Raw genomic sequence first — 25,008 nt, 5'->3', positions numbered from 1 at the left:
GCACAGCCTCGCAGCCGCTGAGCGTCGTCGCTGTCGAAGTCGCGCCCGAGCATCCGCATCATCCCGCACAGGATCGGCTGGCCCCTTCCCTCCGCGTCACCGCCCGGTGTTGCAGGGCCGAGGCGATGTGACGTTGTAGCGCGGACGACGGGAGCCCCGCCATGCACGAAGGCGCGACGGGTTGTGGTCGCTGACCGGACGATGCCCGGGCCTCAGTGTCGCCCGGACTTAAACAATACGCCGCGGCCACATCGCGTTTCCCTCTTGTGCGTTTAAGATTCTTCCCCTCTAATGTGGGATCGATTCTTAAACGGGAAACGCTTATGCCGCCTTTCCGAACCGCCGTCATCGACAAGCCGATGGATGTTAGCCGCAGGTTGGCTGATTTCGGACTGACGATCGATCAGATGCTCGCCGTCCGGGACTCTGCGCGGGCAGCATCCGACGATGCTAGCCCCTTGATGCCGCAGAATGCGCCAGGCACGCTCGCCTACATTCACGGAGTTGGTGCTCTTCGCAGCAAACTTCTGGACGGCGAATGGGTGATTGATCGGACGCTTGGCGTTGAGGCAGTCATCAACCATCGACTGGGTATTCGCATCGGCTACCAGAATGTAGACCGTTCGTGTGATCCCCATTTTCCTCCTATGCCGCGCTCGGAAAAGGGAAGCGGTTCAGCCCGCCTGTGCCGGCTACCGCTGTTCGATTTCTATGGTTTCGTCCTTGAGACAGACGTGGACCGGTTGCCAAGCGACGACACCCAGGATCCGCACAGCGATCAGATTATCACCTACTTTGTCATGGTTGGTGAAGACGGTAGCGTAGAGCTTTCCTGCCCTGTTATTGCGAACAAGCGATATTCCGACTTCGTAGAGCGGATCTTCATCGATCAACCTAACGACGATTGGAGTGCGCGTCTCGACCCAGAGAACGACCCTGTCGAAGATTTCGACGTTTCAGTGACCTTTAAAGATCGTACGGCGTGATGTTCTGCGCAGATAGACTAAAGGTAGCTCGCCATCGAAGGAAACTAACAGGAAAAGAGCTGGCAGCAGCGGCAGGCGTTACGGATGTAACCGTTTCAAAAGTTGAGAACGGTCATCAGCCCGATGATGTAACCGTGGACAAATTTGCCAAAGCACTGGGCTACCCAAGGGCCTTTTTCTTAATGGACAGGCCCGAGGTGCTTGAACCGAAAGCTGTGTCATTCCGCAGCCTGAAGAAGATGAAGGCGGCCGAACGCAATGCGTCGCTGGCGGCAGGATCAAACGGAATCGCTCTCTACCAGTGGATAGATGCACAGTTCAATCTGCCAGCGCCAGATTTGATTGACTTGAGTAGGGAACAGGGACGGCCAGAAGTAGCAGCCCGACTGCTGCGTCAGCATTGGGGACTGGGAGATCGGCCCATCGGTAATATATTGCGCTTATTCGAGTCGAAGGGCATTCGCGTGTTGTCTCTCACAGAGAACACCGACAACGTCGATGCCTACTCATTTTGGCATGCGGACCATCCTTATGTTTTCCTAAACCAGAGGAAGACGGCTGAGCGCTCCAATTTCGATGCAGCCCACGAATTGGGGCACCTTGTTCTGCACTTCCACGCCCAAGCAGAATCGATGCCGGAAGATGACGCTGAACGGCAAGCAAATCAATTTGCCTCAGCATTTTTGATGCCTGACGCAGACTTAAAGAGCCTTCTTGCTCATATCTACAGCTCGTCTCAGATCATCAAGGCAAAGATACGATGGAAGGTTTCAGCGATGGCCTTGGCCACACGCCTGCATCAGATTGGTATGCTTTCAGACTGGAGCTACCGGTCGATTATTATAGACCTCGGACAGAGGGGTTACAGGACAGGCGAACCATTGGGTGTAGAGAGGGAAACATCTACGTTGCTACCCAAAGTTTTTGCAGCACTTTGGTCAAAAGGCATCACCAAGAGTGACATAGCCAGCGATTTGAATTTGCCATGGGACGAAGTTGAGACTCTTGTCTTTGGCCTCACTGGGCCGGTGTCCGCCCGCCCGCAACGGCCGAGCCTATCTCTTGTAGAAACCAAGGTGGAGTAGCCCCCGAAATATCAAAGGCTCTGCCGTGCACTCGAGCATGGCAGAGCCCTCAATTGAGGCGACTACTAGCAGAACCGCGATCACTCGCCGCCCTACCGGCCACCCACTACGCCGCCTCGGCCATCTCCCCCTTCTCCTCCCCCCCATGCTGACGCAGCGGCTTGTTGCCCGAGAGCTTGCGCATCAGCACGTAGAAGACCGGCGTCAGGAAGATGCCGAAGGCGGTGACGCCGATCATGCCGGCGAAGACCGCGATGCCCATGGCCTGGCGCATCTCGGCGCCCGCCCCGGTCGAGAGCACCAGCGGCACCACGCCCATGACGAAGGCGAGCGAGGTCATCAGGATCGGCCGCAGGCGCAGGCGGCTGGCCTCGATCGCGGCCTCGACCGGCGTCCTGCCCTCGAATTCGAGCTCGCGCGCGAATTCGACGATCAGGATGGCGTTCTTGGCCGATAGTCCGACCAGGACGACGAGGCCGATCTGGGTGAAGACGTTGTTGTCGCCGCCGCTCCACCAGACGCCGGCCATCGCCGCGAGCAGGCCCATCGGGATGATCAGCAGGATCGCGACCGGCAGGGTCAGGCTCTCGTATTGCGCCGCCAGCACCAGGAAGACGAGCAGGATCGCGACCGGGAAGACCAGGATGGCGGAATTGCCGGCCAGGATCTCCTGATAGGTCAGCTCGGTCCATTCGAAGGCGAAGCCCTTGGGCAGGGTCTCGGCGGCGATGCGGGTGACGGCGTCCTGCGCCTGGCCCGAGGAGAATCCGGGAGCCGGGCCGGCATTGATGTCGGCGCTGAGGAAGCCGTTATAGCGCATGGCGCGTTCGGGGCCGGCATCGGTGCGCACGTTGAGCACGGCCGAGAGCGGCACCATCTCGCCCGAATTCGAGCGGACCTTGAGCTTGCCGATGTCCTCCTGATAGGCGCGGTAGGGCGCATCGGCCTGGACGCGCACCGTGTAGGTGCGGCCGAACTTGTTGAAATCGTTCACATAGGACGAGCCAAGATAGATCTGCAGCGTCTCGAAGACATCGGTGACGGGAACGCCGAGCTGGCGCGCCTTGGTGCGGTCGATGTCGGCATAGAGCTGCGGCACGTTGACCTGGAAGCTCGAGAACATGCCGGCGAGCTCGGGCGCCGTCGCGGCCTTGGCCATGAAGGCCTTGGTCGCCTCGTCGAGCGCCTTGTAGCCGAGGCCGGCGCGGTCCTCGATCTGCAGCTTGAAGCCGCCGATGGTGCCGAGGCCCTGGACGGGCGGCGGCGGGAACATCGCGATGAACGCCTCCTTGATGCCGGCGAACTCCTTGTTGAGCTGCATGGCGACGGCGTTGCCCGAGAGCGAAGGGTCCTTGCGCTGGTCGAAGGGCTTCAGGCCGACGAAGACGATGCCGGCGTTCGAGGAGTTGGTGAAGCCGTTGATCGACAGGCCGGGGAAGGAGATCGCGTTCTCGACGCCGGGATGCTTCAGCGCGATCGCGTCCATCCTGCGGATGACGTCCTCGGTGCGGTCGAGCGTCGCCGCGTCGGGCAGCTGGGCGAAGCCGACGAGGTACTGCTTGTCCTGGCCCGGCACGAAGCCCGACGGCACCTTCTGGAAGAGCATGACGGTCAGGCCGACGAGGCCGGCATAGACCACGAGCATCACGGTCTTGCGGCCGAGGATGCGGGTGACGCCGCCGCCATAGGCTTCGGAGCTGCGGTTGAAGAAGCGGTTGAAGCCGCGGAAGAACCAGCCGAACAGGAAGTCCATGCCGCGGGTCAGCGCATCCTTGGGGGCGTCGTGGCCGCGCAGCAGCAGCGCCGCGAGCGCCGGCGACAGGGTCAGCGAGTTGATCGCCGAGATCACCGTCGAGATCGCGATGGTGAGCGCGAACTGGCGGTAGAACTGGCCGGTCAGGCCGCTGATGAAGGCGAGCGGGACGAAGACCGCGACGAGGACGAGCGCGATCGCAATGATCGGGCCGGAGACCTCGCGCATCGCCTTATAGGTGGCTTCGCGCGGCGACAGGCCGTTCTCGATGTTGCGCTCGACGTTCTCGACCACGACGATGGCGTCGTCGACGACGATGCCGATCGCCAGCACGAGGCCGAACAGCGAGAGCGCGTTGATCGAGAAGCCGAAGAGATACATCACCGCGAAGGTGCCGACGACCGAGATCGGCACGGCGACGAGCGGGATGATCGAGGCGCGCCAGGTCTGCAGGAAGACGATGACGACGAGCACGACCAGCGCGATCGCCTCGAGCAGCGTCGAGATCACCGCCTTGATCGAGGCGCGGACGAACTGGGTGGTGTCGTAGACGATCGAGTAGTCCACGCCCTCGGGCATGTTCTGCTTGATCTCGCGCATCGTCTCCTGGACGCGGTCGGCGATGGCGATGGCGTTCGAATTGGGCGCCTGGAAGACCGGCACGGCGACGGCCGACTTGCCGTTGAGCAGCGAGCGCAGCGCGTATTCAGCGGCGCCCAGTTCGATGCGGGAGACGTCCTTCAGGCGCACCACCGCGCCGCTCGCGGCAGTCTTGACGATGATCTCGCCGAACTCCTCCTCGCTGGCGAGGCGGCCCTGCGCATTGACCGAGAGCTGCAGATCGAGCCCCGGCCCGCTCGGCGAAGCGCCGATGACGCCGGCGGCGGCCTGGACGTTCTGGGCCCGGATTTCGCGGACGATGTCGGAGGGCGAGAGGCCGTGCTCGGCAACTTTTTGCGGGTCGAGCCAGACGCGCATCGAATAGTCGCCCGAGCCGAAGAGCTGGACCTGGCCGACGCCGTCGATGCGCGCCAGCCGGTCCTTGACGTTGAGGACGGCGTAATTGCGCAGATAGGTCATGTCGTAGCGGCCGTTCGGCGAGGTGATGTGCACCACCATCGTCAGGTCCGGCGAGCTCTTGATGGTGGTGACGCCGAGGCGGCGCACCTCCTCCGGCAGGCGCGGCTCAGCCTGCGAGACCCGGTTCTGGACCAGCTGCTGGGCCTTGTCCGGGTCGGTGCCGAGCTTGAAGGTGACGTTCAGCGTCATCACGCCGTCGGTCGTCGCCTGGCTCGACATGTAGAGCATGCCCTCGACCCCGTTGATCTGCTCCTCGATCGGCGTCGCCACGGTCTCGGCGATGACGCGCGGATTGGCGCCGGGATATTGCGCGCGCACCACCACGGTGGGCGGCACGACCTCGGGATATTCCGAGATCGGCAGGGCCCGCAGCGCCAGCAGGCCGGCGAGGAAGATCAGGACGGAGAGCACACCGGCGAAGATCGGCCGGTCGATGAAGAACTTCGAGAGGTTCATGGGGGTGCCCCTTCAAGGCGGCGGCCCCGCCGGTCCCGAAGCGGCCGGCGGGGCGATAGAACTGGGATGGGATCGCGCGCCTTAGCGCTGCGCGAGCTCGGTCGTGGGCTTCTTCAGTTCGGAGCGCTCGGCCATCGGCACCTGCTCGGGGGCGACGGAGGCGCCAGGGCGGATGCGCTGCAGGCCGTTGACGACGATCTGCTCGCCCGCTTCCAGCCCGCTGGTGACGATGCGCAGGCCCTCGGCAGCGGTGCCGAGCGTGACCTCGCGCCACTGGGCCTTGTGGTCCTTGCCGACGACGAAGACGAACTTCTTGTTCTGGTCGGTACCGACGGCGCGCTCGTTGATGACGAGGGCGGGCTCCGATTTCGCCTGGCCCATGCGCAGGCGCACGAACTGGCCGGGCATCAGCGCGCCGTCCTTGTTGTCGAAGATCGCCCGGACGCGGACCGTACCGGTCGCGGCGTCGATGCCGTTGTCGACGAAGTTGAGATGGCCGGAGACCGGCGCAGCCTCGTTCGCCGCGGTCGTCATCTGCACCGGGATGCGCTTGAGGTCGCGCGGCTTGCCGGGCTCGGCCGGCAGGGTCGCCAGCGCCTTCAGCAGCGAGCCTTCGTCAGCGTTGAAGCCGGCATAGACCGGATCGACCGAGACCAAAGTCGTCAGCAGCGGCGCATTGGCGCCGGCGGCGACGAGGTTGCCGACGGTGACTTCCAGTCGGCCGATGCGGCCGCCGATGGGGGCGCGAATCTGAGTGTAGTCGAGGTTGAGCCTGGCCGACTGCAGGGCGGCGCGGGCGGCGCGCTCGTTGGCCTGCGCCTCGCGCAGCGCATTCAGCCTGGTGTCGAGGTCGCGCTGCGAGACGTTCTGCGTCGACATCAGCTTCTGACCGCGCTCATGCTCGCCCGCGGCAAGCGCGACGCGGGCCTCGGCCGCAAGCAACTGGGCCTGGGCCCGCTCGAATTCGGCCTGGTAGGGCGCCTGGTCGATGCTGACCAGCAGATCGCCCTGCTTGACCAGCGCACCTTGCGAGAAGTGCACCTGCTCGACGACGCCGGAGACGCGCGAGCGAATCTCGACGCGCTCGATCGCTTCGAGCCGGCCGGAGAACTCGGCCCAGCTGACCAGCGCGCGCTGCTCGACGACCGCGACCGAAACCGGCGTCGCCGGCGGTGCGGCGGGCGCGGTGTCGCCTTGCGCGGTGTTCGAGCCATGGACGGCGGCAGTGAGCGCCGCAAGCGAGACGCCGGCGGTGATGGCAACGCCCAACAGGGCATGACGGACCGTTCCCAGAATCATGGGTTCATTCCTTCGTGGAGAGAGGTTGAAAGAGCGGACGACCGGCGGTGCTAGGACGGCGCTGTCGCGGTGAAGAACTCGCTGACGTGATGACAGGCCGCGCACAGACAGGAGCCGTCGCGGGGCCCTTCGGCGAATGCATCCGGCCAGCGGCTCGGGCCGCCGACGATGCGGATGGTGGTGTCGACGCCGGCCGCCTTCAGCCGGTGGCCATAGTTGATGCTCTCGTCGCGCAAGAGGTCGTCTTGGGCGGTGACGATCAGGGCCGGGGCGAGCCCGGTCAGCCTGACAGCATTGACCGGGGCTGCGTAAGGATGCGCCGCCTTCTCGGGCGAACCGAGATAGGCGTGCCAGCCATCGGCCCAGCGGCAGCCGACCGGCCCGGCCTCGGCATTGCGGAACGAATAGGTGCCGAGGCAGGAATCGAGCATCGGCGAGAACAGGATCTGGCCGGCGAGCGGCGGGCCGTGCCGGTCGCGCGCCATCATGGCGAGGGCTGCGGCCAGGTTGCCGCCGGCCTCCTCGCCCGCCACATAGAGCGGCGCGGTCTTCCCGACCCAGCGCGCCTTGTCGCGGGCGATCTTCTCAAGCGCCGCATAGGAGGCCTCGAGCGCCTGCGGGAAGGGATTGGCGGGTGCGAGCGGATAAGGCAGCGAGATCACGATCGCGCCCGCCTCGGCCAGCGTGGTCGCGACAGCTTCGCCGGACGCAAGCGTGCCGCTGTCGAAGGTACCGCCATGCAGATGGACGACAAGGCCAGCCTCGTCCGGCACGGCAGCCGGCGCATAGAGCCGGCCGGCGAGCTTGTCGCGCCCGACCGCAACGCTCTGCTCGCGCCAGAAGACGGCGCGGCGATAGCGGCTTTCCAGGACGGACGGGACGAGCATGGCGACGGCGCCTGACGAATGTTGCGGTGCATCACGATTTAGGTGATGCTCTCAGCTTAATAAACCGCCGTTCTGCTCCTACATTATTTCCATATGGAAACAATCGGCGGACTATCCGGAGTCTCGATATGGACCAGCTCAACGCCATGCGCGCCTTCGTGCGCGTCGTCGAAGTCGGCACCTTCACCCGCGCCGCCGAGCTGCTCGACTTGCCCAAACCGACCGTGACCAAGCTGATCCAGCAGCTCGAAGGGCATCTGCACGCGCAACTGCTCAACCGCACGACGCGGCGCGTCACCGTGACGATGGACGGCGCCGCCTATTACGAACGGGCGCTGCGCGTGCTCGGCGAGATCGACGAGCTCGACCAGAGCATGGCCTCCTCGCAGGCCCGGCCGAGCGGGCGCCTGCGCATCGATGTCAGCGCGTCGTTCGCTACCGACATTATCCTGCCGGCCCTGCCCGGTTTCCTGGCCCGCTATCCCGAAATCCAGGTCGACATGGGCCTGTCCGACCGGCCAGCCGACCTGATCGGCGAGAATCTCGACCTCGCCATCCGTGCCGGCGCGATCGAGGATCAGAGCCTGATCGCCCGCCGCATCGGCGAGATGATGCTGATCACTTGTGCGACGCCGGGCTATCTCGCCAAGCATGGCACGCCGCAGCACCCGCGCGATCTGGAGGACGGCCATCTCGCGATCGGCTATCGCCGGGCCGGCACCAGCCGCATCATGCCCTTCACCTTTGCCAGCCCGAAGGAGACGATCGAGATCCAGGGCGAGTATGTCGTCTCCCTGAACGACGGGACCGGCTATGTCGCCGCCGGGCTGGCGGGGCTCGGCGTCATGCAGGTGCCGACCTTCATGGCGATGGCGCACATCGCCTCTGGCCGGCTCGTCCCGATCCTGACCGACTGGTGCACGAAGCCGAAGCCGCTGCACATCATCTATCCGCCGAACCGCCACCTCTCGAACAAGGTCCGCGTCTTCGTCGACTGGCTGGCCGAGTTGTTCGCCCGGAACGCGTTGCTTCAGGGCAAGCCGCTCCTGCCCTGCCCTGGCGGCGTCGCCGCGGAGGCGCTCGCCCATCAGTCCGAGCAGGCCGCCTAGCTGCGCAGGGCCGGGATGACGGGCCGGCGGTTCCATCGCATCGCGAACTGGCCTAACCAGAGGCGCCGGCTTTCCGCCGCGTTCCTCAAGCAGCCAGGTCCGCCCGATGTCCCGCAGCGTCCGCGACAAGCTCGAAGCCAATCTCGCCCGCATCGGCGACGGCGCCCCGGTCTTCACAAAGCTTTTGCTCGACACCGCGCGCGCCGAGGCCGACGCCGCCGATCGCCGTCGCGAAGCCGGGCTGCAGCTGAGCGCGATCGACGGCACGATCGTCTCGGTCAAGGACCTGCTCGACGTGAAGGGCGTGACGACCTGGGCCGGCTCCAGCGTGCTGAAGGGCGCAACCCCAGCGGCTCAGGATGCGCCCTCGGTGGCGCGGCTGCGCCGGGCCGGCGCGGTGATCATCGGCAAGACCAACATGACCGAGTTCGCCTTCTCCGGCATCGGCCTCAACACCACCTTCGGCACGCCTGGCAGTGCCGTCGACAAGGCGCGCATCCCGGGCGGCTCCTCGTCCGGCGCGGCGGTCTCGGTGGCGGAAGGCTCGTCGGAGCTGACCGTCGGCACCGATACCGGCGGCTCCTGCCGCATCCCCGCCGCCTTCAACGGCATCACCGGGATGAAGCCGACGCACAAGACGGTTCCCGATGAGGGCTGCTTCCCGCTTGCGCCGAGCCTCGATTCGATCGGCCCGCTGGCCAAGGACGTCGCCGGCTGCGCGCGCCTGCTCTCGGTGCTGGCGGATCGACCCTTCGATCTCGCGGAAGGCCTGTCGCCGGCCCGCATCCGCCTCGGCGTGGCGCGCGGCGGCTTCCTGGCCGAAGCCGCCCCGTCCGTCGCCAAGGCCTATGAGGCGGCGATCGAACGCGTGACGCGGCTCGGGATCGCGGTCGAGCCGGTCGACCTCGACGGGCTTTGGCAGGAGATGCTGGCAATCTGCCCGGTGCCGCTGGTCACGGTCGAGGCTGCGGCGGTGCATCGCAACCTCCTGGAGAGCAAGGCCGAGACTTACGACCGGCGCGTCGCCGCCCGCATCGCCATCGGTGTACCCTGCAAGGCGACCGACTACATCATCGCCATGGAGAGGCGCCGTGCGCTGATCGCAAGGCTCAAAGCTCAGCTCGACGGGCTCGACGGCTTCCTGGCGCCGACCGTACCGATCGAAGCGCCGATGATCGCCGCGATGGAGGCGGATGACGAGGCCTTCTTCGCGGCCAATCGCCTGATCCTGCGCAACCCGGCCTTCGGCAACCTGTTCGATCTGTGCTCGATCTCGCTGCCGATGCCGCTCGGCGACAAGCTCTCGGGCGGGCTGATGCTGAGCGCCGTCGCAGGCCGGGACCAGCAGCTGCTCAACATCGCCAAGCTGATCGAGCCGGCCGCAGCGGGCTGAGCGGGCGGATCAGCCGCTTACCTCGCCCAGCGACCAGGGCAGCTCCTCGCCGCCTCGGAAGATGACGACGTCCTCTTCGCCGACCGCCACCGTCGGCGAGACCCGGCAGGGCCGCTTCTCCAGCGTGATCGTGCCCTCGTTCAACGGCAGGCCGTAGAAGCGCGGGCCGTTCTCGGAGGCGAAGGCCTCGAAATGATCGAGCGCGCCCTCCTCGTCGAAGACCTGGACATAGGTCTGCAAGGCGGTGGCCCCGCCGAAGACGCCGGCCGAGCAGCACTCCGCCTGCTTGGCGCTGCGCAGATGCGGGGCCGTGTCGGTGCCGATGAAGAAATTGCCGTCGCCGGCGGTGACCGCCTTGCGCAGAGCGAGACGGTGGCGCTCGCGCTTGGCGACCGGCAGGCAATAGAGATGGGGCCTGAGGCCGCCCTGGAAGATCGAGGTGCGGTTGATGATCAGGTGATGCGGCGTCACCGTCGCCGCGGCCCGGCCGGCATAGGCGCGCACCAGTTCGACGGTCTCGGCAGTGGTGACATGCTCGACCACGACCTTCAGGCCCTGATGCCGCTTCAGCAGCGGCAGCATCTCTGTCTCCATGAACACCGCCTCGCGGTCGAAGATGTCGACGGCCGGGTCGGTCGCCTCGCCATGGACGAGGACCGGCATGCCGATCTTTTCCATTCGCTCCAGCACCGGGGCGAGCTTGGGAATGCTGGTGACCCCGTGATGGGAGTTGGTCGTCGCCCCTGACGGGTAGAGCTTGGCCGCGGCCCAGACGCCGTCACGGAAGCCGCGTTCGATCTCATCCGGATGGGTCGAGTCGGTCAGATAGCAGGTCATAAGGGGCGTGAAATCGTTGCCGTCCGGGCGCGCCGCCAGGATGCGCTCGCGATAGGCCGATGCCGCGTCGACCGAGGTGACCGGCGGGACCAGGTTCGGCATGATGATGCCGCGTTTGAACTGCGCGGCCGTGAAGGGCAGCACTGCCTTCAGCATGGCGCCGTCGCGCAGGTGGACATGCCAGTCGTCCGGGCGGCGGATGGTCAGTGTCTGCGCCGGGGTGGCGGCCTTGGGCTCGCTGCTGCCGAAGAGTTCCGTGACGCTCATGCCCTGCCCCTGTGCTGACCTGCCCCCAAACGAATCTGCCGGCAGGCCTTACTCTCGTTAAGGACTGCCATAGCCGACGCCATGCCAACTGCGAAGCGCGGGAATCTTCCCGCACCAAAACGCGGGTCGTCCCGGGCGACCGAAGGGAGACCCGGGACCCATTCCGGAGCCTTTCCGATAGAGGTTCCGGAATGGATCCCGGATCTCCGCTTCGCTCCGTCCGGGATGACTCGCGAAGGTGGGATAAGGTCAAGCCCAACGATCTTCCGGGGACAGCGCACGGCAGGGATTGACCTTCACCGGCAACCTGTCGAGAAGAGGCCGTTTGCGAATTCGACACGAGCCGCGCCAACGCCTGCAAACGGCGAAGGCTGGCGCGCGCTGGCCCTGGAGACCAAGACCATGCCCAATCTCTACATGCCGGTCGACCGGGATACCATCGCGCTCGAAGCGGCCAAGATGCTGCTGGAGATCAAGGCAGTCCACTTCTACCAGGACAAGCCCTTCATCTTCACCTCCGGCTGGGCGAGCCCGGTCTATATCGATTGCCGCAAGATCATTTCCTTCCCGCGGCTGCGCTCCTCGCTGATCGACTTCGCCGCGACGACGATCGTGCGCGACATCGGTTATGAATCGATCGACATCGTCGCCGGTGGCGAGACCGCCGGCATTCCCTTCGCCGCGTGGATCTCCGACCGGCTCTCGCTGCCGATGCAGTATGTCCGCAAGAAGCCCAAGGGTTTCGGCCGCAACGCCCAGATCGAAGGCGAGGTCGTCGAGGGCGCGCGCACGCTGCTGGTCGAGGATCTCGCCACCGACGGCGGCAGCAAGGTCAATTTCTGCAAGGCGCTGCGCGACGCCGGCGCCAAGGTCGACCACTGCTTCGTGCTGTTCTACTACGACATCTTCCCGCAAGGGCGCGAGATGATGAAGGAGATCGGCGTCGGCCTGCACTATCTCACCACCTGGTGGGACGTGCTCAAGGTCGCCAAGGCGAGCGGGCATTTCGAGCCCAAGGTGCTGGCCGAGGTCGAGAGCTTCCTGAACGAGCCGGCCAAGTGGTCGGCCGCGCATGGCGGCATCTCGGACTTCAACCAGGCCAAAACCGGCTGATGCACGGCAATTGAGCTGCCTGTACGCGCCCTCAGCCGGCGCGCAGGACGCGAAAACGATCGGGCGCCGCCGGGTCCCGATCGACGACCTGGATCGGCGGCCAGGCCCATTGCCAGACGCCGATGCCCGGCACGCGCGAGAAGCCGATTTGCCCGCGCGTGCCCTCGACCGATACCTCCGACCAGGCCTGCGCCAGACGTCTCGGCTCAGTGCCGTGGGACCGCATCATCGCGGCAAGAACGGCAACCGTGTCGTAGCCCTCGAAGGCGACGAAGGACGGCGCCTGCGCCAGCCGCTGGCGCAGGGCCGCTTGGACTCGCACACCGAGCGGTGGAAGCTGCTCCGGCAGATAGCGCAGGAACGGGATCGCGGCTCCGTCCGTGCCGAGCATGGTCAGCCATTCGGGCAACTCCGGCGGCCCGGCCGGCGCACCGATCAGGACGTTGCCGAGGCGCGGATCACTGCGGATCGCTTTGACGAGCGACACCGCCGGCTCCGGATGGCCGACCAGCAGCAGCAGGCACGTGGCGCCCTGGCCGGCTAGGTGGTCGCAAAGCGCGGCAGGCGTGAGCGAGCTCATCTCGAGCTCGATGACGCTCCCCCCGCGTGGCGTGACGTAGTCCTGCAGGATACGTGTTCCGGAGGCCCAGTAGACGCTCGGCACGGTTGCGACGGCGACGTGCCGGTGGCCGGCATCAAGCAGAAAATCGGCATAGAGCCGCCAGCCGCGCGACTGCGCCGGGGCGATCCGGGCAACCCAGTCCGTCGGCTGCTCGGTGAGCGCATCGAGGACCGCCGACGAGCAAATGAACGGCAGGCGCAGCGCATCGGCCCGGGCGGCAGCGGCGCGGGCGACGACGCTGTGGTACTCCCCGACAAGGGCAGAAATCCCCAGGCCAGCCAGTTCATCGACGACGGCCACCGCCTTCTGCGGATCGGCCGCGGTGTCGCCTACGATCAGCTCGAAGGGCCTTCCGTTGATGCCCCCGGCACCGTTGACCTCGGCGACGGCGAGCTCGAGCCCGGCGAGCAGATGCCGGCCGGCCTCGACCCAGCCGGGCGGCGACAGCGGCGCCAGGGCACCGATCCGGATAGGCATGGTCATGCGGCGGTGTCTCCGGCCAAGGTTTCGGCCGCACTATGCCGGGATCGCGCCCGTGGGCGTCAGTAGCGCAAACGCAGCCCTGTCGCCTGATTTCAGAATTTCGCCGGCCGACGCTCGAAGAAGGCGGCGATGCCCTCGCGGAAATCCGCCGTCCCGGCATTGGCGACGAAATTCTGTTTCTCCAGGTCGAGCTGGGCATCGAAGGAGCCATGCGTCGCGGCCTGGACCAGCGCCTTGCTCGCGCCTTGCGCGCCGACGCTGCCGCGGGCGAGCTTATCAGCCACCACTTGCGCGGTCTCCATCAGCTCGCCATGCGGCACGATACGGTTGACGAGGCCGAGCTGGAGCGCGGTTTGCGCATTGATCGCCTCGTTGAGCAGCACGAATTCCAGCGCCTGACGCGGGCCGAGCAATTGCGTCAGCGTCCAGGTGGTGCCGCCATCGGGGCTGGTGCCGAGCTTGGTGTAGGCCGAGAGGAAGCTGGCATCCTCTGCCGCCACCACGAGGTCGCAGGCGAGCGCCAGGCCGACACCACCGCCCGCGACCGGCCCCTGTACCGCGGCGATCACCGGCTGCGGCATCGCCTTGATCAGGCGCATCAGGGTGTGGAAGCGGTCGATCAGCTTCGTTGCTGTCTGCGGCGCGCCAGGCAGATCGGCCTGGAAGCGGGCGAGATCACCGCCTGCCATGAAGGAGCGCCCTGCCCCGGCCAGGATGACGGCGCGGATCGTTTGATCTGCGGCGAGCCCGGAGAAGGCCGCGACCAGCGCATCGGCCATCGCCTCATCGAGGACGTTGAGCACCTTGGGACGGTTCATGGTCACGGTCAGGATCGGGCCCTGCCGCTGCGTGATCACCACTTCGCCTGCCGGATCGCTCATCGTCTCATCCTCATCCCTCTGCGCCACCAGCCTCAGCCCGGCGCCCTCGTATCGTCGATGACCTTGCCGTCATTGGGCAATGTCCCTCGTGCCACCAACTCGACCGTGCCGCTCAGCTTGAACACGTCACGGACGGAGGCCTTCACCGCCTCGGCCAAACCGCCACTCGGCGCGGCAGCCTCGGCCCTGAAGCTCATCGCATCCGTCTCGCCGGCGCGCGACACCACCAGCCGGCAGCGGTCGAGCTCGGGATGCCGCGCCGCGACAGCCGCGACCTGCTCGGGCCGGACGAACATGCCCTTGACCTTGGCCGACTGGTCGGCCCGGCCGAGCCAGCCGCGGATGCGCTGGTTGGTGCGCCCGCAGGGCGATGGTCCCGGCAGCGCCGCAGTGAGATCGCCGACGGCGAAGCGGATCAGCGGCTTCTTCGGATCGAGGATGGTGACGGCGATCTCGCCGACTTCGCCTTCCGCCACCGGCTGCCCGGTGCCGGGCCGCAGGATCTCGACGATGATGTCCTCGTTGAGGACGAGTCCGTCACGAGCCGGCGTCTCATAGGCGATGATGCCGCATTCGGCAGTGGCATAGCACTGGTAGGCATCGATGCCGCGCGCGCGGAACTCGGCCTGCAGCGAGGGCGGGAAGGCCGCACCGGACACCACCGCCCGTTTCAGGCTGGAAAGGTCGCGCCCGCGCGCCGCGCCGAGATCGAGCAGGATTTTCAGGAAGTCCGGCACGCCGGCATAGAGCGTCGGCCGATAGGCCTCGATCAGGTCGAGCTGCGCGTCGCCGTTGCCCGGCCCGGCCGGGATCACGGCGCAGCCGAGCGCGCGCGCGCCGGCATCGAAGCACCAGGCGCCGGGCGTCATATGATAGGAGAAGGTGTTGAGCACGATGTCGCGCCAGCCGGCACCGGTCGCGGCGAGAGCGCGGGCGACCCGCCAGGGATCGTCGTCGTGGCTCTCGGGCTCGAAGATCGGCCCCGGCGACATCATCAACCGGCGATAATCGCTCGGGCGGCCGGGCAGAAAACCGCCGAAGGGCGGCTTTGCGCGCTGGGCTGTCGGCAGGTCCGACTTGCGCAGCACCGGCAGGCGGGAGAGCGCCGCCCGATCGGTGACGGCCTTGGGATCAATGCCGCGAAGATGCTTGCGCCAGGCGGGGAGCCGCTGGGCAGCCGCGATCACCTGCGGCAGCCGCCCGAACAGATCGGCCTCGCGGCGCGCGGGCGGACGGGTCTCCAGGCGATCGTAATGCCTGCCCATGACGGTCTCAGGCGAGCCAGCGCTTGCGGCGCCGGTAGTGCTTGACTGCGTGGTAGTCGACCTTCTGGTGGCCGCCGAGATAGGCGTCGGCGACGTCTGGATTGGCGCTCAGCACGGCAGCCTCGCCGCTCATCAGGATGCGGCCGTTCTCGATCAGATAGCCGTATTGGGCGATCTCCAGCGCCGCCGTGGCGTTCTGCTCGACCAGCAGCACGGCGACGCCGTCGCGCGCGTTGACGTTGCGGACGATGTCGAAGATCTCGTCGACGAGGAAGGGTGCGAGACCAAGGCTCGGTTCGTCGAGCATCAGCAGGCGCGGCTCGGTCATCAGGGCGCGGGCGATCGCCAGCATCTGCTGTTCACCACCGGAGAGGTAGCCGGCCTCGGCCTTGGCCCGCTGGGCAAGGCGCGGGAAGGTCTCGAACATCCGGTCGATCAGCGCCGTGACATGGCCGCGCTCGCGATGCATGGTCGCGGCCGCGATCAGGTTCTCCTTCGGCGTCAGATGGCCGAAGACGCGTCGCCCCTCCAGCACATGGACGATGCCGAGGCGCACGCGATCGGGCGGGTCGACAGACAGGATCGAGCGCCCGTCGAAACTGATCTCGCCGCGCGTGACCGCGCCGCGCTCGGGCTTGAGCAGGCCGGAGATCGACTTCAGCACCGTGCTCTTGCCGGCGCCGTTGGCGCCGAGCACGGCGACGAGCCCCTTCTCGGGCACCTCGATCGAGACGCCGCGCACCGCGAGGAAGACCTGATCGTAGACGATCTCGATATTGTTCAGCGCCAGCAGCGTCATCGGCCCGATCCGAAAAGGGGCGACGCGGAGCGCCCGCGCCGCCCGGACCCCATCATTTCCCGGACTTCTTGAACTCGTCCGAGTTCTTGCGGATCTCCTCCCAGACCACGTCCTGGTTGGCAGAGTACCAGTCGGTGATCGGCACGAACTTGGCACCGTCCCAGCGCGCGATCCGGCCCATGCCGCCGCCCTGGTGGTCGTCCCTGGTGATCGTGGTCGGCGGCAGCAGGCCGTCGGCGGTGAAGTTGGTGATCGAGCGCAGCCCCTCGTTGAGCCAGGGGCCGGTGACCGGCCCGTTCGGCGCCTTCTCGGCCGCCTTGCGCACGCCCTCGACCATCAGCGTCGCCATCTGGACGCCGTAGTTGTAGTAGGCCGTGCCGACCTTGTTCTCGGGGCCGGCGCCTTTGCCCTTGCCGACGACGTCCGCGAGGATATCCTTGATCACCTTGGGCTCGCGGCCGCCGACGCAGGGCTCGACCTTCATCACGCCCTTGGCCGCCTCGCGCCCGACCACGTCCATGTCGGATTCGGACAGCCAGACGCTGCCGGAGACCCGGTCCATCGGCAGGCCGTTGCGGATAGCCTCGGTCAGCGCCACGGTCTGGCCGACGCCGGCGCCCCAGAAGATCACGAAATCGGGCCTGGCCCGGCGCACCTGCGGCCAGATCGCCGACTGGTCGTTGCCCGGCGGCGTATAGGGGAAGGCCGCGAGCTCATAGCCTTCCTTCTTGGCGAGCACGTTGAGGATCGGCAGCGGCTCCTTGCCGAAGGGCGTATCGATGTGGACGAAGACGATCTTCTTGCCCTTGAGGCTGCCCTTCTCGGTCTTCTTGAACTGCTCGATGATCAGGCCGGCCTGGGTCCAATAGTTGATCGAGAGCGGCAGCACATAGGGGAAGGCACTGCCGTCGGCCGCGTCGCTGCGGCCGGAATAGGCGGTGATCATGTTGATCTTGTCCTCGAGCGCGCGCGGCACCAGCGCGCGCGCCACCGGGGTCGAGAGCGGGTCGATCAGCACGGCGCCCTCGCGCTTGCCGCGCTCATAGGCCTCGATGGCGCGCGGCAGGTCGTTGGCATGGTCGGTGATGTCAGCGACGATCTTGTAGCCACTGACGCCGCCGCGATCATTGACCAGGGTGAAGTAGTCGCGCTGGCCCTGGTTATATTCCGAGGTCACGAAGGTGTAGATGCGGGTGAAGTCCTGCGGCAGCGAGAAGCGAACGATCTTCTCCTGGGCGAAGACCTGCACCGGCAGGGCGAGCGGCGCGGCCAGCGCGGCCGAGCCGGCGATGAACGAACGGCGATCGAGCGACATCCTGTTTCCTCCAGCCCTGTCGTTGATTGAGGCACCGTCACCGCTGGGCATGGCGGAACGGCCAGACGAGCAAGTAGTTGCGGAAATTGGCGTAGATCTTGGCGAGCCCGAGCGGCTCGTAGAGCAGGAAGCCGATCACCAGCGCGCCATAGGCCATCAGCGGCAGATGGGCGCGCAGGTCGATCGGCAAGGACCAGCCGAAGGTGCCGGCGGCGGCGCCGAGCAGGTTGTTGAGCAGGATCGGCGCGAACAGGATCAGCGCCGTGCCGAAGAACGGGCCAAGCACGCTGCCGAGCCCGCCGACGATGATCATCGCCAGGATCTGGATCGAGAGTTCGATATGGAACTGATCGGGCGAGATCGCGCGCAGATAGGTCACCGCCAGCACCGAGCCGACGACGCCGCCGATGAAGGACGAGACCCAGAAGGCGAGCAGCTTGTAGCGGAAGGTCGAGATGCCGAGGATCTGGGCTGCGTAATCCTTCTCGCGCAGCGCCGCCAGCGCCCGGCCGAAGCTGGTGCGCCGGACATTCAGCATGAACAGCGTGATGACGAAGCAGACGCCGAAAGCGAGGTAATAGGTCGGCAGGTCGCCCTGCAGGGGTATGCCGAGGAAGCTGACCGGCGGCACCTGCAAGGTCGCGAGCGAGCCGCCACTGATCACAGAGGAATGCGAGATGACGAAGTCGACGACGTACTGCATGGCGAGCGTCGCCATGGCCAGGTAGATGCCCTTCATGCGCAGGGCCGCGCCGCCGAACATCGTGCCGATCGTGGCGCTGAGCAGGCCGCCGGCGATCATCGCGATCTCGAGCGGCACGCCGAGACGCACCAGGTGAACCGAGCCATAGGCGCCGATGCCCATCACCGCGCCATAGCCGAGATGGATCTGGCCGGACCAGCCCATCAGCAGGTTGAGGCCGAGCGCGGCCGAGGTCCAGATCAGCCAGGGCAGCAGGTAGCCGGAGACATAGAGCCGGTCGAAGATGAACGGCGCGGCCAGGAGGATGGCGATGACAGCGATGATCAGCCCACGGTCGAAGCCGAGCGGGAACAGCTGGCGCTCGTCCTGATAGCGCGTATGGCGGATACCGGCGCGACGATAGAACACGGCGTCAGACCCTCTCGATATGGTGACGGCCGAACAGGCCGTGCGGCTTGAGCAGCAGCGTCACGAGAATGATCACGGCCGCGACCACGTCGCGCGAGCCGCCGCCGACGAGCGGATCGAGCACGCCGGTGGCGAGGCTCTCGGCGACGCCGACGATGACGCCGGCGACGAGCACACCCGGGATCGAGTCGAGCCCGCCGAGGATGGCGATGGCGAGCGCCTTGATCAGCAGCAGAGAGAGCGACCAGTCGATGCCCTGGGTGCTGCCCCAGAGTACGCCGGCGGCGGTCGCGGATACCGCGGCGAGCCCCCAGGCAACGGCGATCGCCCGTTCGACCCTGATGCCCACCGACCAGGACGCGGTCTGGTCATCGGCGACGGCGCGCATCACCACGCCGAAGCGCGAGTTGAAGAAGAAGAGCGAGAGCAGGATCAGCAGCAGCGAGATCGAGCCGCCGATCATCGTCGAGCGATTGAGCAGGAGCTCGCCGACGAAGAGCGGCTGCTGCGGCAGGCCGATGTCGAGACGTTTCACAGCCGCGCCGAAGATGCCCGGCAGCAGGCCACGCAGCATGATCTCGACGCCGAGCGTCAGCATGATCGTCATGATCACCGGCTGGCCGATCATCCGGCGCAGCGCGACGCGCTCCATCAAGAGGCCGAAGCCGAACATGCCGATAAGCGCGGCCGGGATCGCCAGCCACATCGGCAGGCCGACCAGCGTCGCGAGCGCCCAGGTGACGTAGCCGCCGGTCATGGCGATCGCGCCCTGGGCCAGATTGGCGGTGCCGGAGGTCTTGTAGATCAGTACTATGCCGAGCGAGACCAGCGCGTACATCAGGCCGACGAAAACGCCGTTGGTCGAGAGTTCCGCGAGCAGGATCCAGTCCATCAGGGATTCCTCCACGCAAGACGCGCGGCCGCGGGATCCCCTCCCCCCTGTGGGGAGGGGAAGGGGTGGGGGTCGCAAAGCTGGAGCGATCGGAGGAGCCAGATGGTGTTGTCCCCGCTGCCAGCCTTTTTTGCCAAGAGAGCACCAAGTGGCACCACCCCCATCCCCAGCCCTTCCCCACAAGGGGGAAGGGAGGAGTTCGGGCGATCAGCGTTGCGCAGACGAACCATCAGGCGAGGACCTCACTGATCTTGAGCGTCCGTCGGATCACGCCGCGCTCCCCGTTCTCATAGGCGATGGCGGCGTCGAACACGGTCTCGGTTACCCCGCTATAGAGCGCCTCGATCAGCGAGGCGTAGGTGGTCTCGATCGTGTTGCGGCGGAGCTTGCGGGTGCGGGTGATCTCTCCGTCGTCGGCGTCAAAATCCTTGTGCAGATTGGAGAAGCGCCGCACACGCAGGCCATCCGGCTGCGTGCCGTTGACGTGCCGGACCACATCGCCGATCAGCGCCTGCACCTCGGGCTTCTGCGAGAGCTCGGCATAGGAGGTGTAGGAGATGCCGCGCTCCTCGGCCCAGTGGCCGACCGCGTCGAAATCGATGCAGACGATGGCGGTGAGCTGGTCGCGCCCGGCGCCGATCACCGCGACATTGCGAATATAGGGGCTGAACTTCAGCCGGTTCTCGATGAAGTTCGGGATGTAGCGCTCGCCCGAGGCGGTGCGCACGACTTCGCTGACGCGGCCGAGCACGACGAGCTGGCCATCCTCGTCGATGCGCCCGGCATCGCCGGTGTGCAGCCAGCCGTCGGCCAGCGCCTTGGCGCTGCTTTCCGGGTCGTCATAGTAGCCGTCGACCACCGACGAGGAGCGCACCAGGATCTCGCCGCTCTCGTCGATCCTGATCTCGCTGCCCTGCATCGGCCTGCCGACCGTGTGGAGCTTGACCTGCCCTTCCGTCTGCGCCGCCGTCAGCGCGCAGGTCTCGGTCTGGCCGTAGAACTGCTTGAGCTTGATGCCCAGCGCCCGGAAGAACAGGAAGGTGTCCTCGCCCAGCGCCTCGCCGCCGGTGAAGGCCCGCTCGGCGCGTCCTAATCCGAGATGATCGCGCAGCGGCGCATAGACCAATAGGTTGCCGACCGCATCGAGCAGCTTTTCCGACGGCGTCAGCGAACCGCCGGACAGGCGCTTGCGCTCGTAGGCGACGGCGCGCTCCATTGCCGTTTCGAACAGCCAGCGCTTGAACGGCGTCGAGTTCTTCATGCCGACCTGGACGCGGGTCAGCATCTGGTCCCAGGCGCGCGGCGCGGCGAGATAGAAGGTCGGCGAGACCTCGCGCAGGTCGCGCATCACCGTCTCCTGCCGCTCGGGGATATTGATCGTCGCCGCCATCATCATGCCGGCGCCAAGCGTGAAGACGAAATCGCCGACCCAGGCCGTCGGAAGGTAAGCGTAGAGTTCCTCGTGCTTGTGGAAATAGCCGCTGGCGCCGGCATTGAGCAGGCCGCCGGTGACGTTGCGGTGGCGCAGCGGGATGCCCTTGGGCAGGCCGGTCGTGCCGGAGGAATGCAGCAGCACCGAGATGTCGTCGGCCTGCGGCCCGTCGACGAAGCGCCGGAGGAGGTCCGGCTCGCGTGCCAGCCGCTCTCGACCCTTTTTCACGAGCTCATCGAGCGACATCAGCCCGGGTTGATCGTAGCCGTCAAGGCCGCGCTCGTCGTCGTAGAGAATGGTGGCGACGCGCCCGGTCGCATCGCGAAGCTGCAGCAGCTTGTCGACCTGCTCCTGATCCTCGGCGATACCGACCGGCGGCGCGCCATGCCGGGTCGCGACGATCAGTTCCTCGAGCGGCACGTCGGGAAACACCGGCGACGGAAAGGCGCGCAGCATGTTGGCGGCAAGCATGGCGTAGTAGAGCCGCGGGCGGTTGTCGCCGATCACGGTCATCGCGGCACCGGCGACCAGCCCAGCCTCTTCGAGCCCGGCCGCCATGGCGGCGATCTCGTCGAAGACCGCGCGCCAGTCCTGTTCCTGCCAGATGCCATAACGCCGCTCGCGGAAGGCGACCCGGTCGCCGAACTCAGCAGCGTTACGGGCGAGCGCCGCGATCAGCGTCGCCGGCTCGCCATTCGCGGCGACCGGCCAGTGGGCCACCTCCCCGATCCTGCCCGATACCGCCGTCATGCCGTGCTCCCGGCCTGGTGGCGCTTGGCGGCGCGCTCGCCGAGATAGGCGCTGACCACGCTCGGATGCGAGATCGCCGCCTGCGGCTCGTCCTCCGAGATCACCTCGCCATAGCTCAGGACGACGACCCGGTCGCAGATCGAGGTCACCACGTCCATGTGGTGCTCGATGATCAGGGTGGTGACGCCGCGGGCCTCGCTCGCATCGAGAATGAAGCGGGCGATGTATTCCTTCTCCTCCTGGTTCATGCCGGCCATCGGCTCGTCCAGGATCAGGAGGCGCGGTTCGGCGACGAGGGCGCGCGCCAGTTCGACACGCTTCTGCAGGCCGAGCGGGATGACCTCGACCGGCTCGTCGCGGATGTCCTGGAGCTGCATGAACTCGATCATCTCTTCGACGACGCGCCGGTGCGCCAGCTCTTCGCGCTCGGCCCACCACCAGTAGAACAGCGCCCCGAGCGCGCTTGGCTTCATGTGGGTGTGGCGGCCAATCAGGATGTTGTCGAGGACGCTCACGCCCTTGAACAGGGCCAGATTCTGGAAGGTGCGGGCGACGCCACGGGCGGCGACGCGGTGCGGCTTCAGCGCTGTGATGTCCTCGCCGAACAGGCTGACCTTGCCGGCATTCGGCGGGTAGAAACCGGTGATCACGTTGACCATGGTGGTCTTGCCCGAGCCGTTCGGACCGACGAGCCCGAGAATCTCGCCCTGGCGAACGTCGAGCGAGACACCCTTCAGCGCCCGAAGGCCGCCGAAGACGCGCTCGATCCCGGTGCAGGAGAGCGCGACGGGCGCGCCTGCGGCGCTCGCGGCGTGGCGGTACTGAACCTCATTCATCCGAGGCGCCCGGACCGGCCGGCCGGAAGGCCGCGCGCGACGACCCCAAGCGCGACATCTGCGGGCACCCGGCGCACACAAGGCGCCGCCGCGCGAACGGCGTTGACTCCCACGGCATCCTCCCCGGCTGCGCTGGCTTGTTGGCTCGATATGCGTCAGCTCGATACAGCTAATGAATAGAATTCATCTTGTGCTGTCAACTCTTTCGCCGACCGGTGTCCGCCCTGTCGGCAGCTGCGAATTTTCGCACAAGTCCGCCCGAAGTACCCCTTTCGCGCCGACCGACCACACCATTCGACACCTGTCCCCGATCCGCAGCTCAATGAACCCGGCTCAGCCCGCCGGCCGTTCGACCGCCCGGCACGACAGGCGAGCAGCGCCGTCCAGCGCCTCCTCGTATTCATCCGCCAGTCGCCGACAGAGGTCGGCCGCAGCAGGCACATCGCGGATCGTCCCGACACCCTGGCCCGCCGCCCAGATGTCGCGCCAGGCCTTGGCTTCCGTCGTGCCGAAATCATAGCTCGCGGGCTTGCTCAGATCGTCGGGATCGCGCCCGGCCGCCATGATGCTGGGGCGCAGGAAATTGCCGTGCACGCCGCTGATCGCCGGAGTGTAGACGATGTCGGCCGCGGACGCGTCGAGCAGCATGGACCGCAGCGCTGGCGGCGCCATGCTTTCCTGCGTCGCCATGAAGCGCGTGCCGAGATAGGCCATGTCCGCCCCCGCCATCCGGGCCGCCGCGACCTGGGTGCCCGTGCTCAGCGCGCCGCCCAGCACCAGCGTGCCGTCAAAGATGCGGCGGATATCGGCCAGCGCCGCGAAGGGATTGAGCGGCCCTGCATGCCCGCCGGCCCCGGCCGAGACGGCGATCAGCCCGTCGACGCCGGCATCAGCCGCCTTGGCGGCAAAGGCGAGGTTGATCACGTCATGGAAGACCAGTCCGCCATAGCCATGCACTGCCTTGATCAGGTCGCGGTTGAGACCGAGCGAGGTGATGACCAGCGGCACCTTGCGCTCGATGACGACGGCAAGATCCGCTTCCAGCCGCGGATTGCTGCGATGGACCACCAGGTTGACGCCGAAAGGTGCGGCATCATCTATGCCGTCGAGCCGGCGCGCAATCTCGTCGAGCCAGTCGGCGAAACCGGCCGTCGTCCGCTGGTTGAGTGCCGGAAAGCTGCCGATGACGCCGTTGCGGCAGCACGAGACGACAAGATCCGGCCCCGAGATCAGGAACATCGGCGCGGCGATGACGGGAACGCGCAGGCGTCCGGCGAAAGCTGCAGGCAACGGCAAGGCCCCCTCCCCTAACAAGGCGACCCTTCCCGGCCCGCGCCCGGTCGCCAATGCAATGAACGCGACTTAGCAGCCCTTCCGCGGGCGTCATCAGCGGCGAAGCCCGGCATGACCATCCAGTCCGGACAGGCAGCAACTGCGCCTCGGCCGACCTTCCGGCTTACCTCACGTTCCTGCTTGCGGCGCGATAGTGATGAATGGTATTTATTAGGACAGTATCGGGACGCGACTGAAGCGCCGCGACGAACCGGCGTTGCGCTAACCCCTCGACCGGCTCTACGAGGCCCGCCAGCGCGCTGCCACTTCGCCTCAGCAAGGATCATCGATGCCGCCCCGCAATGCCCTGAAGCGCCAGGTCAACCGGCTCCCGCCCGAGCGGCGCATCTCCGACATCATGGCCGCGGCCAAGGAGGTCTTCGTCGAGAAAGGCTATAACGACGCGCTGATCACCGACATCGCGCTGCGCGCCGGCGTGGTCGAGGGCAGCATCTACCGCTTCTTCGCCAACAAGCGCGAATTGCTGGTCAAGGTCGTCGAGCACTGGTTCGAGGAGATGCTGCGCGACGATGCCGAGCAGTTCGCTGCGGTGCGCGGCAGCTGGAACCAGATCCGTTTCATCGTCTACACCCACCTCACCTCGATTCACCGCGACCCCGCGCTGTCGCGCCTGATGTTCCAGGAGATCCGGCCGGCACCCGACTATCGCGGCTCGCATCTGTTCGAGCTGAACCGCGCCTACACCAATCGCCTGGTCGACGTGGTCAAGGTCGGCATCGCCGCCGGCGATCTGCGGCCCGAGACCTCGCCGAGCCTGGTGCGCGACCTCGTCTTCGGCTGCATCGAGCATCGCACCTGGGCCTTCCTGCGTGGCGAAGGCGATTTCGACCCGGCCGAGCTTGCTGACGCCATCACCAATCTGGTCCATCACGGCCTCGCGCTCGACGACGAGCCGGCCTCGCCGATGGAGAGCGTGGTCGCCCGGCTGGAGACTGCAACGGCGCGGCTCGAGGCTGCCGCCGGCATCGCTCCGACGAAGCCCTCCTCCGCCCGGGCGCGCTGAG

20 protein-coding genes are annotated in these 25,008 nt (G+C 66.6%); 6 read left to right on the top strand and 14 right to left on the bottom strand.

What is annotated here, in order from left to right; translation table 11 throughout:
* Positions 1-323: 323 nt before the first annotated feature.
* Positions 324-986 (top strand): hypothetical protein, encoded by a 663-nt coding sequence (locus tag CXY91_RS20500; RefSeq protein ID WP_100963042.1) that lies wholly within the window; start codon positions 324-326, stop codon positions 984-986.
* Positions 986-2,071: a helix-turn-helix domain-containing protein gene (locus CXY91_RS20495; protein WP_100963041.1), complete on the top strand. Its 1,086-nt coding sequence runs from the start codon at positions 986-988 to the stop codon at positions 2,069-2,071. Before CXY91_RS20500 ends, CXY91_RS20495 begins: the two co-directional genes overlap by 1 nt.
* 106 nt (positions 2,072-2,177) lie before the next feature.
* Here CXY91_RS20495 and CXY91_RS20490 read toward each other — a convergent pair whose 3' ends face one another.
* The 3 genes from CXY91_RS20490 to CXY91_RS20480 form a co-directional block, all read right to left on the bottom strand.
* Complete coding sequence (locus CXY91_RS20490; RefSeq protein ID WP_100963040.1) at positions 2,178-5,360, bottom strand: efflux RND transporter permease subunit; 3,183 nt, start codon at positions 5,358-5,360, stop codon at positions 2,178-2,180.
* Between the two features lie 81 nt (positions 5,361-5,441).
* Positions 5,442-6,659 carry an efflux RND transporter periplasmic adaptor subunit gene (locus CXY91_RS20485; protein ID WP_091830238.1) on the bottom strand — a complete coding sequence of 406 codons (1,218 nt, stop codon included), beginning with the start codon at positions 6,657-6,659 and terminating at the stop codon, positions 5,442-5,444.
* 50 nt (positions 6,660-6,709) lie between these two features.
* The gene (locus tag CXY91_RS20480) at positions 6,710-7,546 is read right to left on the bottom strand and encodes an alpha/beta hydrolase fold domain-containing protein (RefSeq protein WP_100963039.1); all 837 of its coding nucleotides are present in this window, start codon (positions 7,544-7,546) and stop codon (positions 6,710-6,712) included.
* Positions 7,547-7,674: 128 nt separating this feature from the next.
* Here CXY91_RS20480 and CXY91_RS20475 point away from each other — a divergent pair, with 128 nt between their 5' ends.
* Positions 7,675-8,655: a LysR family transcriptional regulator gene (locus CXY91_RS20475; protein WP_100963038.1), complete on the top strand. Its 981-nt coding sequence runs from the start codon at positions 7,675-7,677 to the stop codon at positions 8,653-8,655.
* 106 nt (positions 8,656-8,761) lie between these two features.
* A complete protein-coding gene (locus tag CXY91_RS20470) occupies positions 8,762-10,048 on the top strand; it encodes an amidase (RefSeq protein ID WP_100963037.1) in 1,287 nt (428 codons plus the stop codon).
* Positions 10,049-10,057: 9 nt separating this feature from the next.
* Here CXY91_RS20470 and pyrC read toward each other — a convergent pair whose 3' ends face one another.
* On the bottom strand, positions 10,058-11,152 hold the full coding sequence (gene pyrC / locus CXY91_RS20465; protein WP_100963036.1) for a dihydroorotase: 1,095 nt from the start codon (positions 11,150-11,152) through the stop codon (positions 10,058-10,060).
* A gap of 402 nt (positions 11,153-11,554) precedes the next feature.
* On the opposite strand from pyrC, the gene CXY91_RS20460 reads away from it, so the two are divergent.
* Complete coding sequence (locus CXY91_RS20460; protein WP_091830248.1) at positions 11,555-12,265, top strand: orotate phosphoribosyltransferase; 711 nt, start codon at positions 11,555-11,557, stop codon at positions 12,263-12,265.
* A gap of 31 nt (positions 12,266-12,296) precedes the next feature.
* On the opposite strand, the gene CXY91_RS20455 is transcribed toward CXY91_RS20460, so the two are convergent.
* From CXY91_RS20455 to CXY91_RS20410, 10 genes are all read right to left on the bottom strand, one after another.
* On the bottom strand, positions 12,297-13,370 hold the full coding sequence (locus CXY91_RS20455; RefSeq protein ID WP_100963035.1) for an ABC transporter substrate-binding protein: 1,074 nt from the start codon (positions 13,368-13,370) through the stop codon (positions 12,297-12,299).
* A 92-nt stretch (positions 13,371-13,462) separates the two neighbouring features.
* Complete coding sequence (locus CXY91_RS20450) at positions 13,463-14,251, bottom strand: enoyl-CoA hydratase/isomerase family protein (RefSeq protein ID WP_100963034.1); 789 nt, start codon at positions 14,249-14,251, stop codon at positions 13,463-13,465.
* Between the two features lie 32 nt (positions 14,252-14,283).
* On the bottom strand, positions 14,284-15,516 hold the full coding sequence (locus tag CXY91_RS20445; RefSeq protein WP_100963033.1) for a phenylacetate--CoA ligase family protein: 1,233 nt from the start codon (positions 15,514-15,516) through the stop codon (positions 14,284-14,286).
* A gap of 7 nt (positions 15,517-15,523) precedes the next feature.
* Positions 15,524-16,315 carry an ABC transporter ATP-binding protein gene (locus CXY91_RS20440; protein ID WP_100963032.1) on the bottom strand — a complete coding sequence of 264 codons (792 nt, stop codon included), beginning with the start codon at positions 16,313-16,315 and terminating at the stop codon, positions 15,524-15,526.
* 52 nt (positions 16,316-16,367) lie between these two features.
* Positions 16,368-17,630 carry an ABC transporter substrate-binding protein gene (locus tag CXY91_RS20435; protein ID WP_158673510.1) on the bottom strand — a complete coding sequence of 421 codons (1,263 nt, stop codon included), beginning with the start codon at positions 17,628-17,630 and terminating at the stop codon, positions 16,368-16,370.
* Between the two features lie 37 nt (positions 17,631-17,667).
* Positions 17,668-18,741, bottom strand: coding sequence for a branched-chain amino acid ABC transporter permease (locus tag CXY91_RS20430; protein ID WP_100963031.1), 1,074 nt, complete (start codon positions 18,739-18,741; stop codon positions 17,668-17,670).
* A gap of 4 nt (positions 18,742-18,745) precedes the next feature.
* Entirely contained in the window at positions 18,746-19,633 is an 888-nt protein-coding gene (locus CXY91_RS20425; protein ID WP_100963030.1) for a branched-chain amino acid ABC transporter permease, read from the bottom strand.
* Between the two features lie 229 nt (positions 19,634-19,862).
* Entirely contained in the window at positions 19,863-21,815 is a 1,953-nt protein-coding gene (locus CXY91_RS20420) for an AMP-dependent synthetase/ligase (protein ID WP_100963029.1), read from the bottom strand.
* Positions 21,812-22,651, bottom strand: coding sequence for an ABC transporter ATP-binding protein (locus tag CXY91_RS20415; protein WP_100963028.1), 840 nt, complete (start codon positions 22,649-22,651; stop codon positions 21,812-21,814). The genes CXY91_RS20420 and CXY91_RS20415 overlap by 4 nt, the downstream gene beginning before the upstream one ends.
* Positions 22,652-22,984: 333 nt before the next feature.
* A complete protein-coding gene (locus CXY91_RS20410; RefSeq protein WP_100963027.1) occupies positions 22,985-23,947 on the bottom strand; it encodes an NAD(P)H-dependent flavin oxidoreductase in 963 nt (320 codons plus the stop codon).
* A 325-nt stretch (positions 23,948-24,272) separates the two neighbouring features.
* Here CXY91_RS20410 and CXY91_RS20405 point away from each other — a divergent pair, with 325 nt between their 5' ends.
* Positions 24,273-25,007, top strand: coding sequence for a TetR/AcrR family transcriptional regulator (locus CXY91_RS20405; protein WP_100963026.1), 735 nt, complete (start codon positions 24,273-24,275; stop codon positions 25,005-25,007).
* Position 25,008 lies beyond the last annotated feature (1 nt).

It is taken from the genome of Allobosea sp. FBZP-16, from assembly GCF_002831785.1.
Taxonomy (GTDB): domain Bacteria; phylum Pseudomonadota; class Alphaproteobacteria; order Rhizobiales; family Beijerinckiaceae; genus Allobosea; species Allobosea lupini.
Note: the sequence above shows the minus strand (reverse complement) of the source record. Positions and strands in the feature narration are given on the sequence as shown.